The 16,626-nt window shown below is 70.9% G+C and carries 14 protein-coding genes and 1 tRNA gene; 9 read left to right on the top strand and 6 right to left on the bottom strand.

Features of this window, described 5'->3' with window-relative positions; genetic code table 11:
- Positions 1-195: 195 nt before the first annotated feature.
- Entirely contained in the window at positions 196-1,272 is a 1,077-nt protein-coding gene (locus V7793_RS19305) for a chitinase (protein WP_336008190.1), read from the bottom strand.
- 325 nt (positions 1,273-1,597) lie between these two features.
- Between V7793_RS19305 and V7793_RS19300 the strand changes: the two genes are divergently transcribed.
- Together V7793_RS19300 and V7793_RS19295 are read left to right on the top strand one after the other, a co-directional pair.
- Positions 1,598-2,941 carry a cytochrome P450 gene (locus V7793_RS19300; protein ID WP_336008189.1) on the top strand — a complete coding sequence of 448 codons (1,344 nt, stop codon included), beginning with the start codon at positions 1,598-1,600 and terminating at the stop codon, positions 2,939-2,941.
- Between the two features lie 19 nt (positions 2,942-2,960).
- On the top strand, positions 2,961-3,827 hold the full coding sequence (locus V7793_RS19295) for an IclR family transcriptional regulator (protein WP_336008187.1): 867 nt from the start codon (positions 2,961-2,963) through the stop codon (positions 3,825-3,827).
- Here the strand turns inward: V7793_RS19295 and V7793_RS19290 are convergent.
- Positions 3,759-5,114: a prenyltransferase/squalene oxidase repeat-containing protein gene (locus V7793_RS19290; protein WP_336008186.1), complete on the bottom strand. Its 1,356-nt coding sequence runs from the start codon at positions 5,112-5,114 to the stop codon at positions 3,759-3,761. The genes V7793_RS19295 and V7793_RS19290 overlap by 69 nt on opposite strands.
- A 550-nt stretch (positions 5,115-5,664) precedes the next feature.
- Between V7793_RS19290 and V7793_RS19285 the strand changes: the two genes are divergently transcribed.
- Both V7793_RS19285 and V7793_RS19280 read left to right on the top strand, forming a co-directional pair.
- On the top strand, positions 5,665-6,699 hold the full coding sequence (locus V7793_RS19285; protein WP_336008185.1) for a Rieske 2Fe-2S domain-containing protein: 1,035 nt from the start codon (positions 5,665-5,667) through the stop codon (positions 6,697-6,699).
- Between the two features lie 26 nt (positions 6,700-6,725).
- A complete protein-coding gene (locus V7793_RS19280) occupies positions 6,726-7,805 on the top strand; it encodes a terpene synthase family protein (RefSeq protein ID WP_336008183.1) in 1,080 nt (359 codons plus the stop codon).
- Here V7793_RS19280 and V7793_RS19275 read toward each other — a convergent pair.
- A complete protein-coding gene (locus V7793_RS19275) occupies positions 7,778-8,878 on the bottom strand; it encodes a calcium:proton antiporter (protein WP_336008180.1) in 1,101 nt (366 codons plus the stop codon). The two genes, V7793_RS19280 and V7793_RS19275, sit on opposite strands and share 28 nt — an antisense overlap.
- A 262-nt stretch (positions 8,879-9,140) precedes the next feature.
- A tRNA-Ala gene (locus tag V7793_RS19270) sits at positions 9,141-9,213 on the bottom strand.
- Between the two features lie 162 nt (positions 9,214-9,375).
- On the opposite strand from V7793_RS19270, the gene V7793_RS19265 reads away from it, so the two are divergent.
- Positions 9,376-10,884, top strand: a complete 1,509-nt coding sequence (locus tag V7793_RS19265; protein ID WP_336008179.1) for a purine-cytosine permease family protein — start codon at positions 9,376-9,378, stop codon at positions 10,882-10,884.
- 120 nt (positions 10,885-11,004) lie between these two features.
- The gene (locus tag V7793_RS19260) at positions 11,005-11,328 is read left to right on the top strand and encodes a SpoIIE family protein phosphatase (RefSeq protein ID WP_336008177.1); all 324 of its coding nucleotides are present in this window, start codon (positions 11,005-11,007) and stop codon (positions 11,326-11,328) included.
- A 208-nt stretch (positions 11,329-11,536) separates the two neighbouring features.
- On the opposite strand, the gene V7793_RS19255 is transcribed toward V7793_RS19260, so the two are convergent.
- Complete coding sequence (locus V7793_RS19255; RefSeq protein WP_336008175.1) at positions 11,537-12,052, bottom strand: hypothetical protein; 516 nt, start codon at positions 12,050-12,052, stop codon at positions 11,537-11,539.
- 88 nt (positions 12,053-12,140) lie between these two features.
- Positions 12,141-13,394 (bottom strand): MFS transporter, encoded by a 1,254-nt coding sequence (locus tag V7793_RS19250; RefSeq protein ID WP_336008173.1) that lies wholly within the window; start codon positions 13,392-13,394, stop codon positions 12,141-12,143.
- Between the two features lie 282 nt (positions 13,395-13,676).
- Here V7793_RS19250 and V7793_RS19245 point away from each other — a divergent pair, with 282 nt between their 5' ends.
- The 3 genes from V7793_RS19245 to V7793_RS19235 form a co-directional block, all read left to right on the top strand.
- Complete coding sequence (locus tag V7793_RS19245) at positions 13,677-14,582, top strand: LysR family transcriptional regulator (RefSeq protein WP_336008171.1); 906 nt, start codon at positions 13,677-13,679, stop codon at positions 14,580-14,582.
- A 279-nt stretch (positions 14,583-14,861) separates the two neighbouring features.
- Complete coding sequence (locus V7793_RS19240) at positions 14,862-15,335, top strand: hypothetical protein (RefSeq protein WP_336008168.1); 474 nt, start codon at positions 14,862-14,864, stop codon at positions 15,333-15,335.
- Positions 15,332-16,626: caspase family protein (locus V7793_RS19235; protein ID WP_336008166.1), on the top strand; the 1,295-nt coding region annotated here is incomplete at its 3' end. The genes V7793_RS19240 and V7793_RS19235, both read left to right, overlap by 4 nt.

The raw sequence follows: 16,626 nt of genomic DNA, 5'->3' as shown, positions 1-16,626 counted from the left end.
GGAGTCTTCAACAGGGTCGTTGCACAAAAAGATCATCACTGCAGGTCAGGGCCGGAAATTCGTTGCAATGCCCCTCGCGGTTAACGCAACGAGCACCGCCTGCTCGTTGCAATGAAATGGAAGCGAACGCTACGTTGCAGGAAGAACGGCGATCTCCGACGTGGATGCCGGCCGGTCCGGTGACCGCGCGACAGCTCAACGCCCCTGCAGTGCCCTCACGTTGTTGCCGAAGGTCCACCCCTTCGACCCGTCCCAGTTGAGGGACCAGGTCATGAGGCCCTTCAACCCGCCGCCGTAGGTGTTCCACGCCTGCGCCACGAGCCCGGGCGACATGTAGCCGCCACCGGCGCCCGGCTGGGCGGGCAGCCCCGGCACCTGCTTGTCGTAGGGAACACGGATGGTCGTGCCCTGAACCACCAGCCCCTTGTTCAGGCAGTCCGTCTGCGCCGTGAACCCCTTCACCGTCCCCGCGGAGTACGAATCCCCGGAGCAGCCGAACATACTGCCGTTGTAGTACTGCATGTTCAGCCACCACAGCCGGCCGTTGTCGGCGTACTTCTTCACGATCGGCAGGTACGCGCCCCAGATCGAGCCGTACGTGACGCTGCCGCCCGTGACGTAGGCCGTCTCGGGCGCCATCGTGAGGCCGAAGTTCGAGGGCATCCGGGCGAGTACGCCGTCGATGATGCGGATGAGGTTGGCCTGCGAGGCCGACAGGGTGTTGATGTTGCCGCTGCCGGTGAGGCCGGTCTCGATGTCGATGTCGATGCCGTCGAAGTTGTACGTCTTGAGAATCGGCACCACGGTCTCGACGAACCGGTCGGCGACCGTGCTGGAACCGAGGTCGATGCCCGCCGCCGCGCCGCCGATCGACATGAGGATCGTGGCCCCGGCCGCCTTGGCCCGGCACATCTCGGCCGGCGTCGCGACCTTCACGGTCGCGTCCATCCCGTCCTCCCACAGAACGGTACCGTCCGAACGGATGACGGGAAACGCCGCGTTGATCACGTTGTAGCCGTGCTCACCGATGCGCGCGTCGGTGATGGGCACCCAGCCGAACGGCGGGTGGACGCCGTTCGCCGCGCCGTCCCAGTTCTCCCAGTAGCCCTGGAGCACCTTGCCCGGGGGCTTCGACTGCACGGGACAGGTGTCCGCGGTGGTCATACCGTGCATCCGCGCCTGCGACTGCGACTGCAGGGGCGCCGGCCCGGCGAGGACCACCGCCAGGCAGGCCCCTGCGGCTCCCAGCAGACGCACCATCCGACCGATCATGCTCGGCTCCCTCCGGGCCGTGGCTGCCCGCCACCGGTCACTGAAGGTGTCGCACGCTAAAACCGCCCCGTTGAACCGTCAATAGGTCTGGACCAAACCCGGGGCCTGAACACTGCCGGTTGTCACCACCGCCCCGGTTCCTCCTCCGTTTCGCTGCGGCGCCGCGCACAGGAAGTGCGCGGCGCACCTCCGCCTTTTCAGTCCGCCGGATGTGCTCCCGTGCACCGCACGACCGGGGATTGACGAGCCGTGCAGGGTGGACAACATGCTGGTGGCGTCCCTACGCGTCTCTGCGTCCCTGCGGATCGTCCTGGGAGGGGTGGGCATGGATACGGCTGCGTCGATTCCCCTGGCACCGAATGCCGTGCCGCTCCTGGGGCACGTGCTGCCTCTCGTCCGCGATCCACTGGCGTTCCTGTCGTCCCTGCCCGCCCGCGGCGAACTGGTGCGGATCCGCATGGGACCGCGTTCGGTCGTGATGGTATGCGACCCCGTCCTGACCCGGCAGGTCCTCCTGAACGACCACGCGTTCGACAAGGGAGGGCCGATGTACGAGCGGGTCCGCGAAGTGGTCAGCGACGGCCTGATCTCGTGCCCGCACAGCCGGCACCGGCGCCAGCGGCGGCTGTGCCAGCCGTCCTTCCACCCCGAGAGGTTCCCCCACTACTCCGCGGTGTTCGTGGCCGCGGCCGACGGCGTGGCACGCTCCTGGCACGACGGCCAGGTCGTCGACGTGACGACCGAGATGACGAAGCTGGCCACACGGGTCGCGGTGGAGACGATGTTCACAGCCGCCCTGCCGTCCGAGGCCGCGCAGCAGACGGTCGGCGACATCAACACCGTGGTGAACGGCGCGTTCCGGCGGATGGTCAGGCCTGCGCTCCTCAACCGGCTCCCGAGTCCGGGTAACCGGCGCTACCTCCATGCACGCGACCGGCTGCAGCACACGGCCTGCAGCGTGGCCGCCCGCCGCCGCGCCGATTCCACCGACCACCGGGACCTCCTGTCGTCCCTGCAGAGGACCACCGACCCCGACGGCCTCGGCGACGGCGCCCGGGCGCTGACCGATGCCGAACTGGCCGACCAGGTCCTCACGTTCTTCCTCGCCGGAGCGGAGACGACCTCCAACGCGATGGCCTGGGCCCTGTACCTGCTCGCCGGGCACCCGGAGGTGGAGGAACGCCTGCACGCGGAGTCCGACGGGGTCCTGGGCGGCGCCTCACCGGCCTTCGCCGACCTGCCCGCCCTGCAGGAGGCGGGGCACGTCGTCCACGAGGCCCTCCGGCTGTATCCGCCCGCGTGGCTGCTCACTCGCACCGTGGTGGAGGATACCGAGCTCGGCGGAGTCCCCCTCCCGGCCGGGACCCTGATCGCCTTCAGCCCCTACCTCATCCACCGCCGGCCCGACCTGTACGAGGAACCCGACCGCTTCGATCCCGACCGGTGGCGCGGGCCGCAGCCCGACCGCACCGCCTACCTCCCTTTCGGGGCCGGCGCCCGCAAGTGCATCGGCGCCCGCTTCGCCGTGGCCGAGGCCACCTTGGCCCTCACCGCCATCACCACCCGCTGGCGTCTCGTACCGCTCTCCGGCCGTCCCGTACGGCCCTCCGTGAAGGTCACCCTGGGCCCCCGGGGACTGCGGATGCGCGTCATCGCCCGCCGTGCCTGACCAATAGAGGTTGTCCGGAATGATGCAGAAAGGGTGGGACCCGCACGCCCCCACGGAGGTCGGGGCGATCCCGGAAGCGATTCTCGAGCGGGGCGCGGTGGGCCGCGCGCTGCGCGTACTGGAGATGGTCTGCCAGGACTCCAGGCCTCGCGGGCTCAGCGAGATCGCCCGGGGGACCGGCGTGCCGAAGGCCACGACGTACCGGATCCTGACGGCGCTCTGCGCACACGGAATGATCGGCCGCTGGGACGACAAGTACGTGGCGGGCGAGCGGCTGGCCGAGCTGGCTTCGAAACGCGGCACCCCCCGGAACCAGTTCAGCGTCCTGAGAGCCACGGCGATGCCGTTCCTCCTCGACCTGTACAACTCCCTGGGCGGATTCGTGGGCCTGGGAGTCCACGAAGGCCGGCAGGTCCGCTACGTGGAGCGTATCCACGGCCGCCGCCTGCAGCCTCTGCTCTCCCGCACCGGCGAAACCGTGCCGGCGTCCTCGACCGCCATCGGCAAACTGCTGCTCGCCTTCGAACACGATGCGCAGGCAACGACCTGGCCGCCCCACGAGGAACTGGAGGATGAACTCGCGGTCATCCGCCACACCGGCATCGCCGTCGAGCGTCAGGAGTACGCGTCAGGGATGCTGACGGTGGCCGCGCCCATCCTGGGGCCGGACCGCCGCGTCCTGGCCGGTGTGGTCATCGGTGACACCACGGGCCGCACCGTGCTGAAGCGGGCCGTCGGTGAACTCCGCCGCACGGCGTTCGCCCTCACCATCGCCCTGCGCCGGCTGAACACAGACTCCCTGCCCTCGCCGGAGGACTCAGTCGCCGCGCGCCCGCCGCGTGGTGCGCCGGGGTCGCGTGAGATGGGCGGCGGCGATGACGGCTGACTGCACGACCGCGGGCGGTGTGTAGAGGGACTTGCCGAGCCACAGTTCGGCGAAGGCGTCGGGCCCTGCATCGAGATAGGGCACGAGGTAGCGGTGTGCCAGGTATGACGTACGAGCCGGGAGGGGGAGGTGGCCTCCCGGGAGGCCACCTCCGGCGAGTGCGTCCAGCGCCAGGATCGCGTAGGCGGCCTCCTCCGGCTGCCCGCCGCCCGCTCCCCAGGAGCCGTTCGGATGCTGGGTGCCGAGGAGCCACTCGTGGGTCCGGGCGAGGTGGCCCCCGCGCCCCCCGTGGCCCACGTCGCCCACGTCACCTCCGTCGGATCCGTACCGGCCGAGCGCGAAGCAGACGTGGGCAGTCGCGTAGTAGGGCGACATGTGCCACTTGTCCAACCAGGAGCCGTCCGCCCTGCGGCTTTCGAGGAGGAAGCGGATGAGCTTACGGCGCTGTGGACCGTACGTGCCGGGCGCGTGGTTGAAAGCCTCCAGGAGCCGGGCGTTCACACTCACCGACGCGCCCCGCTCGCCCGGGTAGTGGAAGAAGTGATCGTCCGTCTCGTAGCGCAGGAGGAGGCCGAGCCGGGATGCGGCATCCACGCCGAGGTGAGGCAGCAGATTGATGGTCATCGCGGTGGTGTCGGCCTCGGGCGCGGGGAACTCCCTGCTGAAGCCGACCCAGCCGCGACGGTCGAGCTCGCCCGCCAACGCATCGAGGTGATGCGCGGCACCGGGAGGCAACAGGCCGGCGCGCCCGAGGTGGTAGAGGGACCAGCCGGTCTCGAAGGCCTCCACCGGATGCACCTCGGGCGCCCCGCCGTCGCGCGAGCGGTGGGCGAGGTGATCGAGGTAGGCCAGTGCCCGCGCATCACCCGTGCTCCGCCACAGGGCAGCCGTCGCCGCCGGAGAGCAGCCCACCGATCCTCCGGGCGATTGCAGTGCCGGCGCCGCGCCCGCGAGGGCCTCGCCCGGAGCGACCTCCATGCAGAACCGCAGCGAAGGGGAGAGCGAGGGGGAGGACGAGCCCACCGAAGCGGCTGCCATCCTGGCGAGCTTGTCCCGGCGCAGGGCGTGGATGTCCGGCCATGCGTGCGGTGGGAGGTCCACGCCGTGGATACGGAGCCGGCGCGTCAGCTCCGGCACGACGAATTCGAATCCGATCGGCTCGTGCGGCCCGGTCCGCCATTCCCGGGCCAGTGACTTCAGGTGGCCGGTTCCCCTCTTCAGCGCTCCGGCCACCCAGCCGTAATGCCCGGGCGGTGCGGTCTCCGCGTAGTCCACGAGTGCACTCACGGCCGCCAAGGTGGATGTAAGCCGGTCGGCGGGCAGGGCTATCCGGCCTCCCCAGGAACCGTCCGGGTGCTGGCGCTCCTGCAGCCATTGGAGCGCGCGGGGGTAGCGCGGGGATCCGTCGGGGTCACGGACCCGGGCGACGAATGCCGTGTTGTAACTGTCGGAACAGGTCCCCGTGTCCCCGAGCCCGGCCATGAGCCGGCCAACAGCCTCCCGGATACGGCTCGCGGTCGACCGACCGGAGCCGCTCGCCGCACCGGTCGTCGCCCGGGTGGTTGCACGGGGCATTGCATCGGTCGTCGATCCGGACACCGGTCCGGTCATCGATCCGGTCGTCGTACCGGTTGGCACAGGAGAGTTCTCGCCCGGCTGATCGGAGCACATGGCCCCCTCTTTTACGCGGCGCCCTGCCGTCCGCTCAAGAGAGTGGTCCGCTGGGCGAACCGAAAGGTTGCCCGCTTCGGCACGGAACGTCATCCTGCAGGTCCCACCATGGTGCGGTAGATCGACCAACGGCAGTTGACCCCTGTCGACGAGGACGGTATCGCTCATGAAAATGCCCTCCGCCTTCAGGTTTCGCCTCGCGCGCAGCACGGGTGAAACCTCATTGGTGACGGGTAACAGGGCAACTCCCCGGCTTCCTTATCCTGACGGCTGGTACGCCGTGGCATTCCGCGACGAATTGCCTGCCGGCCGGGTGCTGACCCGGCGCCTCACCGGCGAGGACGTCGTGCTGTACCGGACCCGGTCCGGCCTGGTGCGGGCGGTGCGCCCGTTCTGCCCGCACCTGGGGGCCCACCTCGGTCACGGCGGACGGGTGAACGGGGAGGACATCATCTGCCCGTTCCACCATTTCGCCTTCTCGCCCTCCGGCGACTGCGTCCGTACGGGGTGCGGCTCACCACCGCCCAAAGCCCGGCTCACGATGCTGGAGGTGCGTGAGGTCGATGGCATCGTGCTGGTCTGGCACCATTCCCGCGGTCGCCCGGCCGCCTGGGAAGTGCCCTCCTCGAAGCCCTCGGAGTTCTACCCGGCGGGATACGTCACCTACACACTGGTCGACCACCCCCAGGACGTCATGGAGAACTCCGTCGACACCGCGCACGGCCCTCCCATTCACGGAATGGCCATCGGCATCAAAGCCATCCGCTTTTCGGGGACCGCAATGGAAGCCGATTTGGCCACGACTCCGGCCGAGGGCTCTTCCGGCGGATTTCTGGTCTCCCATCAAGTTCACTACAGCCTCCGTCTTCACGGGCTCGGCTGGCTGTTCGTGGACGCCCGCATTCCCCGGCTGCGCACACACGTACATTTCTGGGTCCTGCCGGTGCCGATCGACCCGCTGCGCGTGGAGATCAGGCTCGCGGTGAGCGTTGAGAAATGCATGGGGTTCACTTCACCGGGCCGCCCGACCCGGCTGATCGGCAAAGTGCTCGCCCCGCTGATCGGTCTCGATATGGCGAAGGACTTCCCCATGTGGCAGCACAAGACGTACGTGGCCCACCCCAAACTGACCAAGGGCGACGGCCCCATCATGGAATACCGCCGCTGGGCGGGCCAGTTCTACAGCGAGCCGAGCCCCTGATCGATCGCCGGAACGGAGGCACGGAGATGCGACGACGGAATCTGTTCTTCTGCCCGCTTCCTCTGCGGATCAGCGCCGATGCCGAGCGCGCCCGCGCCCATACCTGGAATTGGTGCCAGGAGACGGGCATGGCGGCGTCTCCGGAAGCGGCAGCCCTCTGGGACGCCTACCGGCTGGACCTCTGGGGCTCGTGCGTCTGGTGGTACTGCAACGGGGACCTGCTGAACCTCGTCACCGACTGGGGAACGTGGGGCGTCATGCTCGACGACGTCCTCGAAGTCCACGATCCCGAGCTCATCCGCGACACCGTGGACGAAATGAAGCGGATCCTCGGCACCAACGACCCCGACGCGCTGAGCCCGGGCGCCGGGCCGTTCACCGTTGCCCTCTCCGACCTGTGGCGGCGCACCCAGGCCCACGGCATGTCAGTGCGCTGGCAGCGCCGCACCGCAAACCGGTTCAGCCGCTTCCTGGATTCCTACCTCCGCGACGCGGTCTACCGCCGCGACGGCGTCTGGCCCACGGTGGAGCACTACCTGGACGACCGGATCTGGTCGACCGCCGCCCTGGCCAACATGTGCTTCAACGACCTCGAGCACCGCTGCGAGCTCAGCGACGACATCGTCATGCACCCCGTCCTCCACGCCATGCAGCGCGCCACGGGCGACCACATCGCCCTCGTCAACGACATCACCGGCGTGCACCGCGAGGCCTCGTGGAACGACCACATCAACGTCGTTCCCCTCATCCAGCGCCAGTACCAGTGCACCCAGGAAGAGGCCATCGCCCGGGCCGTCATGATGGCCGACCAGCGCATGCACTCCTTCCTCGCCCTCGAACGCGCGCTGCCCGACCTCTGCGCCCACCTCGACGTCACCCCCCGGGAACGCGAGTGCATCGGTCACCTGACCCGCGGGCTGCGCTCCTGGCTGAGCGGCAACATCGAGTACCACCTCATCTCGCCGCGCTACGAGGAACGTCCCCGGCCTGCCAGCCGGCACACCGCCGCCTGGATGGCCGATGCGTACCGCGTCCCCGCTCCTCTGCCCACCCCCGTCCCCGTCCCCTCCCGTATCCCTCAGGGGCTCACCGCCAGCACCACATAAGCCGCCAGGAGTGAGAGGTGTACGCCGCCCTGGAGCGGGGTGGCGCGGCCCGGGATCACCGTCAGGGTGCCGACGGCGACGGTGAGGGCGAGCAGCACCATGTGCGTCGCGCCGAGGCCGAGGAGGAGGGGGCCGTCCAGCCAGATCGAGGCCACCGCGACGGCGGGGATGGTGAGGCCGATGCTGGCCATGGCCGAGCCGAGGCCGAGGTTGAGGCTGGTCTGGACGCGGTCGCGGCGCGCGGCGCGCAGGGCGGCGATGGTCTCGGGGAGCAGCACCAGCAGGGCGATGACGACGCCGACGACGGAGGCGGGGAGGCCGGCGGCGGCCACGCCGGACTCGATGGCCGGGGAGACGCCCTTGGCGAGGCCGACGACCGAGACCAGGGCGACGGCGAGCAGGCCGAGGCTGGTCAGGGCGGTCCGGGCCGTGGGCGGGTCGGCGTGGTCGTCGGAGTCGATGACCTCGCCCTGGGCGGTCACCGGGAGGAAGTAGTCGCGGTGCCGTACGGTCTGGGTCGCCACGAACAGGCCGTAGAGGAGGAGCGAGGCGACGGCGGCGAAGACGAGCTGGGCCGGGGAGAACTGCGGGCCGGGGGTGCTGGTGGTGAAGGTCGGCAGGGCCAGACTCAGGCCGGCGAGCGTCGCCACGGTGGCGAAGGCGGCGCCGGTGCCTTCCGCGTTGAAGACGGCGACGCGGCGCCGGAGTGCGCCCACGAGGAGGGAGAGCCCGACGATGCCGTTGCAGGTGATCATGACGGCGGCGAAGACGGTGTCGCGGGCCAGGGAGGCGCTCTTGTCTCCGCCGTCGGCCATGAGCGTGACGATGAGGGCCACTTCGATGACGGTCACCGCGACGGCGAGGACGAGCGATCCGAAGGGTTCGCCGACCCGGTGCGCAATCACCTCCGCGTGGTGCACGGCGGAGAGCACGGCGCCGGCCAGGCAGCAGCTCACCAGGGCCACCGTTCCGGCGGACAGTGACCGCCCCCAGGTCAGGGCCAGGACGACGGCGGCGAGCGCCGGCACGAGGGCGGGCCAGCGCACGGCAAGGAAGTGGAGCCGAGAGTTCATACGGAAAGCTTCGCAGATTGGCGGTGATGTCCCATTTACTGGAGACTTCACGCCCGTCGCCCCGGGCGGCCGTCCTCGCCCTTGCCCAGTCCGCGGCTGGTAGGACTGGGCAAGGGCAGCGTGCCGCTGTCATGAAGGATCTTGGCCATCTGATGATCCGAGAAACGCCCGTCACCCGGACGGGTGCACAAACTCCCTCCATCGGGGAGCGCACAACGAGATGGAGGCCACCCGACCCGGGTGGCCTCCATCTCGTTCACTGTGGAGCTAAGGAGAATTGAACTCCTGACCTCCTGCATGCCATGCAGGCGCTCTACCAACTGAGCTATAGCCCCTTGTTCAGCTGTTCCGCTTTCCGCCCGGTTTCCCCGGCGACATCGGCAATATTACACGACGGCGCCCGGCCCGTTGACTCCGGTTTTCGCCCCGTGCCAGATTCTGCGCAACATCACGCGAGCCAGAAGCCGGGCCGGAACCGAGCCGGGAGTGTGACACCCATGTCGTCGTCCGAGCAGCCGTCGCCCCGACCCCCGTCCCGATCCCCCCTCGCCCTGGAACGCCGGACGATCGAGGTGATCCCGGACGCCGAGCGGCACGGCGCCCCGCACGGCCAGTTCACCCTCTGGTTCGGCGCGAGCATGCAGATCACCGCTGTCGTCGACGGCGCCTTGGCGGTCGTCTTCGGCGCCGACGCGCTGTGGGCGATCCCGGCGCTGCTCGTGGGCAACGTCCTCGGCGGGGTGGTGATGGCTCTGCACTCCGCCCAGGGGCCGCGGCTCGGGGTTCCCCAGATGATTTCGAGCCGCGCACAGTTCGGCGTCTTCGGCGCGGTGGTGCCGCTCGTGATGGTGATCCTCATGTACCTGGGCTTCGCGGCGACGGGCTCCGTACTGGCCGGACAGGCCGTCCGCAGGATCCTGCACCTGCCCGGCACGACCCCCGGGATCCTCGTCTTCGGCGTGCTGACCGCCGTCGTCGCCCTGGCCGGATACCGCCTCATTCACCTCGCGGGCCGGGTGGCGACCGTCGTCGGCAGCATCGGTCTCGGCTACCTCCTCGTCGCCGTGTTCGCCCGGTACGACGTCGGCGCGCACGTCGGCCGGCAGTCCTTCGAAGCCGCGACCTTTCTGCTCGCCGTCTCGCTCGGCGCCGGCTGGCAGCTCACCTTCGGCCCCTACGTGGCCGACTACTCGCGCTACCTGCCCCGTAGCACCAGCGCCCGGGCGGCCTTCTGGTCGACCTTCTCCGGCAGCGTCCTCGGGGCGCAGTGGGCCATGAGCCTGGGAGCCCTGATCGCCGCCGTGGCCGGTGAGTCCTTCCTGTCCGACCAGGTCGGATTCGTCGGCGAGCTGGCGGGGCCGGCGGCCGTCGGCTTCCTGATCTACCTGGTGGTGCTGGTGGGCAAGCTCACCGTCAACTGCCTCAACGCATACGGCGGTTTCATGTCGATCCTGACGACGGTGACCGCGTTCGACGGCCGGTCGAGGATCACGCCGGCCGCCCGCGCGCTGTACATCACCGCGTTCACGGCGGCGGCCACCGCCGTCGCGGTCGCGGCGAGCGCGGACTTCCTCGACAACTTCAAGAACTTCGTCCTGCTGCTGCTCATGGTGTTCACGCCCTGGAGCGCCATCAACCTGACCGACTACTACCTGGTGTCGCGCGAGCGCGTCGACATTCCCGCGCTGTACGACCCGGACGGCCGCTACGGGCGGTGGAACGTCCCCGCGCTGAGCAGCTACGCCCTCGGCGTGCTCGCCCAGATCCCCTTCCTGGCCCAGAAGCTCTACACCGGCCCGCTGACGAGCCGGCTCGGCGGTGCGGACGTCTCCTGGATCGTCGGCCTGGTCTTCACCGCGGCCGTCTACGTGCCCTGGGCCCGGCGCACCGCCGACCCGCCCGCCGAGACCGTCCACCCGGCGGACGAGACGGCGGACGAGCTGGAAGGCGGCAGCATCAGCAAGGGCAACGGCAACCGCCGCAACCCGGCCACCACGGAGAACTGAGCCTTTCGCACACGCGCCCCGAGCGCCGCCGCGGCCGGACGACACCACCGATGCGCCAGCCGTGCAGGAAGGTCACCGAGAAACGAGCAGCGCGAGCAGGAGCTGAGCCAGGCCCGCTGGGTGGCGGAGGTGGCCCGGCGCGTACTGCTGCGGCCGGTCCCGCCGCGGCTGGTGGCACACCTGCAGAACGCCACGTACTGGGACATGGCGGAGCCCGTCGACGACAGGACGACCGGAGAGGGCTTCATCACCGCCGCCGTCCTGGACGTCCCGGACGACCGGCCGGTGCTCCGGCTGATCAACTGCGGGCACCCTCCCCCGCTCGTACTGAGCGACGGCGAGGTCACCACCCTGGCCGTGTCGCCGCCTGGCAGGAAACCGACCCGGACCGCCTCGTCCAGCTCCTCCACCGCGACCTGCTCGCGTACGCGGGAGGCACGATGACCGACGACATCGCCGTCATGGCCCTCGCACGCCTCCCGCGCGAGGGGCCGCGGGACTCCGGGTGACACCCCGCCCCCGGCGAGCCCGGCGGCCGGCACGTCACCGGACGGCCGGGGCCCTACGACCTGTTCACCGAAGTCCCTGAACTCCCTGGCCGGGGCGGGATACACGTCACCCTGGCGTGATCCCGGGCAGGCCGGGGCACCGCTCAGGAGACGGTCCTGCGGCGCCGGTGGTACGCGTACGTGACGGCCAGCACCAACGGCCCCCACAGGACGAACAGGCCACTGACCACCTCCGCCAGCACCTTCCACCACACGCTCGTGTACGGGACGGGGGCGAAGCCTGCGACCTGAAAGACGCACAGTGCCCAGTCGACGAGCAGCCAGGTGAGGAAGAGGCCGCCCAGGCCGGCGGGGACGACGACTGCCAAGGGCGGGATGCGCCGGCCGCCGATCCTCGGGACCCATCGGGGCACGACCTCGCCCCAGGGCCGGACCAGGCCGCGGCACAGCAAGGCCGCGGACTCGGTCAGGAGGCTGAGCGTGCCGACGTACGCCACGCTGGCCCAGCGCGCCAGCGACGTGGGCTCGACGTCCATGCCCATCAGGTAGTCGAACCCGATGGGCAGGCGCCACAGACACACCGGGAGGGCGAGCAGAGGGAGCAGGCGGACGGCCCGCTCCGCCCACAGCGGCACGGGCCGCTCGGTTCCCGTGTCCACCGTCCTTGCATGTGCTCTGTTCTTTTCGGGTGTTGTGCTCGCGCTCGTTGCCATGCGATCACTCTTGCGGCTGCTGGCCGCGTAAGGATCATGCGCGAGTACGGTCCGCCTCCGCCGTGCGGTGGAGTGCGGCGAACGCGCCACAGGTCAGCGCTGCCAGTACGGCTCCCGCAGCGAGGAGTACGGGCATGCTCCACCAGCGGGAGAGCAGGGTGAGGGCGTACGGGACGAGCATGCCGAGGTAGGCCGCCGTCCAGAACAGCGAGGTCACCATGGCCAGCCGCGCCGGTGGTGCGGCCGCGGCCGCCTCGGTGAGGCCGAAGGACAGCGCGAAACCGTAACCGGCCCCTAGGACGGCCGCCGCGACGAGGGCGAGCGCCGGCTGTGCTGCCGCCGCCGCGGGGACGGCGAGGGCGAGCCCTATGGTGATCGCGCCGAGCCCGGCCGACGCGGTGGCGAAGCGGTTCCGGACGGCCAGGCGGCGGGCCAGGGGCTGGACGAGCAGGCCGCAGCCGGGGACGACGGCGGTCGCGATGCCTGCGTAGACGGTGCGCCAGCCGGTCAGTCCCCCGTCGACCAGCCCGGGCAGGGTGGCGAAGCCGATGGCCGGGGCGGCGAAGACCCATGGGGCCAGGGGCAGTACGGCGCGGCGGAAGCGGGACCAGTCGACAGCGGTGGCAACGACGGCGGCTGCGGCTGCGGCTGCGGCTGCGCTGACAGAGGCATCAACGGCAGCCCGGTCACCGCCCGCAGCAGGACGCTCGGCACTCGCAACCCGCGCAGTCGGCCGGCGGGTCTCCGGTGCACGGTATGCGAGCACCCAGGCGGCTGCCGCCAGGACGACATGGGGAACGTAGGCCGTCGCCATCGGATACGGCAGCCATTGGGCGATCAACGCGGCCGCCAGGCCGCCCGAGGCGAACCCTGCCGAGACGAACAGGCCCGGGCGGCGGGCCGCCGCCCCGGGTGCCCCTTGCGGAACGTAGGGCGGGCAGGAGAGCTCCTTGACCCAGGCGCTTCCGGCGGCCAGCAGGGCACCGGCGCTGACGCCGGTCAGGAAGCGGCCGGGCAGCAGCCACGCCGTGGCGGCCGAGCCGGCCATCAAGAGGCAGGTGGAGAGCAGGTTGACGGCGAGCGCGGTCAGCGCCACCGGGCGGCGGCCGCGCCGGTCGGCCAGCGGTCCGCCGATCAGCAGGCCCGGGACCAGGCCGACGACGTACAGCGCGAACAGGCCGGTGACCGCGGACTGGGACAGGCCGAGCTCGGAGCGGTAGGCACCCAGCAGAGCGGAGAACTGGTTGGCGCTCCAGCCGGAGGCCGTCATCATCCAGCCCGTCCGCATCCAACCCGTCCCCATCCAACCGGACTGCGTACGGCCGGTACGCATCCCACTGGGGTCGCCGGGGGCTCCGGCGGCATGAGGGGTGCTACGGACGTCAGGGCCGTCAAAGCTGCCAGAGGCGCCAGCAGTGTCAGAGGTGCGACAAGCACCAGGGTCGGTGTGCTCGACAGGAATACTCACGTCCGCCAGTCCTACGGGCCTCCGCCCCACCCCCGCCGCCCGCATTCACGATTTGTGAATGCACATGCGAACCGGGCGGCCGGGGTGTCTATCGTGGCCGTCATGGATCTCCGTCTGCTGGCGTCCTTCCTGGCGGTGGTCGAGGAAGGACACTTCGCGCGGGCAGCCGCACGGCTCTTCCTCTCCCCGCCCGCCGTCACCCAGCACGTCCGGCGGCTGGAGAGCGACCTCGGCACCCGCCTGCTCCACCGCAACCCCGTCTCCCCCACGCCCGCCGGCGAGCGACTGGCCGGTCACGCCCGTACGCTGCTCGCCGCCGCGAACGCCGCGCTCGACGACGTGGCCGAGGCCGCCCGGGCCACACCCGCCACCGAACGACCGCTCCGCGTAGGCATCATGGGCCACGGCTCGGCGGAGCTGACTCCCGCGTCGGTCAACGCCTTCCGGCGGGCCCGCCCCCACGTCCCCGTCGAGCTGCGGCAGCTCGACTTCACCGAGCACGTCTCGGCGCTCGTCGAGGACCGCGTGGACGTCGCCTTCGTCCGCCCCACCCCGGCGGACGAACGGATCACCGCGGACGCCATGACGACCGAGCAGCGCATCGTGGCGGTACCGGAGTCGTCACCGCTGGCGGACGCCCGCGACACCGGCGCCCTGCTCGCGGACATCGCCGACCTGCCGTTCTTCACGGTCCCCGGGCACACGCCCCGCACCTTCACCGACTACCTCTACTTCGACTGCGCGGCCCGGCGCCGCAGCCCGCACGTGGCGCTGACGCCTCAGGAAGTCCTCACCGGCGTGGTCACCGGGCGCGCGGCCGGCTCCGGCCTGAAGTCGTTCGCCCGCTATTACGCGTGGCCGGGCGCGGTCTTCGTCCCGGTGCTCGATGCTCCTCACGAGAGCAGCTACCTGGCCGTCCGCGCCCGGGACCGCAACCCCGAGGTGCAGATCTTCCGCGCGCTGGCCCTGGCGCTGGCACGGGAAATGGGGCCACGGATCAGCGCGTGAGGACTACGTCGGCGTGTGCCGCGTATCCCGGTGCCGTGTATCCCGTGCCGTGTGCCCCCGTGCCCCGTGTCGCGTGCCCGGCCACGGACGCAGCCACGGCCACAGACCCTGGTTGCGGCGGGGTAGGAGGGATCACAGACTGGGAGTGAGGCACGTGGAGCCACCGCGGTCCGACTCCGCGTCACCCCTGTGAGCCGTGAGCGCGAGGAAGCGTAACTGGACGCGACCGAACGCGACTGAACGTGACTGGTCGTGACTGGGCGCGAAGGGGCGAATACGGTGGAAAACCGACTGCAGATCCTCCTGTCCGAGGAGGGGGCGGAAGCCGAGCACGTCGAGAAGCTGACCGGCTACCTCCGCCGGGAGCTGCTCCAGCTCGACGTGGACGACGTGACGTCCCTCCCGGCCGACGCAGAGGTGCCGCCGGGCGCCCGGGCCGTGGACGTCGCCCAGGTGGGAGCGCTGCTGGTCACCTTGGGAACGTCCGCCACGGCGCTGCGCGAGGTCGTCGGCGTCGTGAGGGAGTGGTGGGGCCGTTGCCGGGATTCCCGGCCGGCGATGCGGCTGACGCTCGACGACGACGTCCTGGAGCTCTCCGAGGCGACACCCGAGCAGGTCACCGAGGCCTTCGACCTCTTCGTCCGGCGCCACTCCCCCGGTGCGGTGCCGCCCGGAGGAGCGTCGCCCGGCGCGGCGCCGGCCGGTAAGGCGCACCCGGCCAGCGAGGCACCGTTCGGCGAGGTGCCGCCATGACGGACATGGCGGAGTCCCGGTACGCGCTGATCATCGCCAACGACGTCTACCAGGACCAAGGGCTCGGACAGCTGATGTCGCCGGCGCAGGACGCCGAGGCGCTGGCGGGCGTCCTGGGCGATCCGCGGATCGGCGGATTCGACGTCCAGATCGTGCGGAACGAGCCCTCGCACGCCATCAGCATGCGGCTCGACGACTTCTTCGCCGACCGGCGGCCGGGCGACACCCTCGTGGTCCACTTCTCCTGCCACGGCCTCAAGAGCGAGTCCGGCGAACTGTACTTCGCGGCCAGCAACACACTGCCCCGGCGCCTGGCCTCCACCGCCGTGCCGGCCGACTTCGTACGCCGTTGCATGTCCTGCACCCGCGCCCGCAGTATCGCCCTCTTCCTGGACTGCTGCTACGGCGGCGCCTTCCCCCAGGGCGCGGTCGCCCGCGCCGCCGGCGACGTCAACGTCCTGGAGTCCTTCGCGGGCGAGAAGCTCGCCGGCGGCCGCGGCTGGGCCGTCATCACCGCCTCCAACTCCATGGAGTACGCCTTCGAGGGCTCCGAGCTCACGCGGACGGCGGCCGTCCCACGGCCCTCGGTGTTCACCAGCGCGCTCGTCTCCGGCCTCGCCACCGGCGAGGCCGACCTGGACGAGGACGGCCGGATCTCCCTCGACGAGCTGTACGAGTACGTCTTCGACCGCGTACGGCAGGAGAACCCCCATCAGACCCCCAGCCGCAGCGTCGACATGCAGGGAGACCTGTACCTGGCGCGCAGCCACCGGCGCCGGATCGCCCCTTCCCCCGTGCCGGACGACGTGCACGCCGCGATGCGCAGCCCCGACATCTACACCCGCCGCGGAGCCATCGCCGAGCTGCGGGCCCGCATGGAGAACGCCGACCTGTCCGTCGCCGTCGGAGCCCGCGAGGCCCTGGCGGAGATGGCGCGCAAGGACATCCGGGCCGTGGCCGACGAGGCCGGCCGCGCCCTGAACGAGGTGACCGTCAACCCGTACCCGGCCCGGCTGGACTTCGGCCCGGTGCCGCAGGGCGCGCCGCCGCCGCACCAGCAGGTGCGGCTCCTCGGCCCGCCGCTGGCCCGCAGTTGCGCCGCACACCCCGAGGCGGACTGGCTCCGGGCCGCGGCGACCCCCGACGGGCTCGACGTCAGCGTCGACACCTCCGCGGGGCCGGGACGTCTCAGCGGCGACATCGTGCTGAAGGGGGCGGTCGGGGAAGGGCTGGTCCACGTGGAGGCGGAGGTGCTGCCGGCGCCGGCGGCCGGGGGGCGGGCTCCGGTGTC

It is taken from the genome of Streptomyces sp. KLMMK (assembly GCF_036961605.1).
GTDB lineage: Bacteria > Actinomycetota > Actinomycetes > Streptomycetales > Streptomycetaceae > Streptomyces > Streptomyces telluris.
The sequence above is the reverse complement of the archived record's forward strand: the minus strand, read 5'-3'. Positions and strand labels throughout refer to the sequence as shown.

Excerpts from the sequence above, each read along its gene's own strand:
- V7793_RS19265 (WP_336008179.1), top strand. The coding sequence starts at position 9,376 with ATGTCGTCGTCCGAGCAGCCGTCGCCCCGACCCCCGTCCCGATCCCCC.
- V7793_RS19280 (WP_336008183.1), top strand. The coding sequence starts at position 6,726 with ATGCGACGACGGAATCTGTTCTTCTGCCCGCTTCCTCTGCGGATCAGC.
- V7793_RS19285 (WP_336008185.1), top strand. The coding sequence starts at position 5,665 with ATGAAAATGCCCTCCGCCTTCAGGTTTCGCCTCGCGCGCAGCACGGGT.
- V7793_RS19275 (WP_336008180.1), bottom strand. The coding sequence starts at position 8,878 with ATGAACTCTCGGCTCCACTTCCTTGCCGTGCGCTGGCCCGCCCTCGTG.
- V7793_RS19245 (WP_336008171.1), top strand. The coding sequence starts at position 13,677 with ATGGATCTCCGTCTGCTGGCGTCCTTCCTGGCGGTGGTCGAGGAAGGA.
- V7793_RS19250 (WP_336008173.1), bottom strand. The coding sequence starts at position 13,394 with ATGCGGACGGGCTGGATGATGACGGCCTCCGGCTGGAGCGCCAACCAG.
- V7793_RS19295 (WP_336008187.1), top strand. The coding sequence starts at position 2,961 with ATGATGCAGAAAGGGTGGGACCCGCACGCCCCCACGGAGGTCGGGGCG.
- V7793_RS19305 (WP_336008190.1), bottom strand. The coding sequence starts at position 1,272 with ATGATCGGTCGGATGGTGCGTCTGCTGGGAGCCGCAGGGGCCTGCCTG.
- V7793_RS19300 (WP_336008189.1), top strand. The coding sequence starts at position 1,598 with ATGGATACGGCTGCGTCGATTCCCCTGGCACCGAATGCCGTGCCGCTC.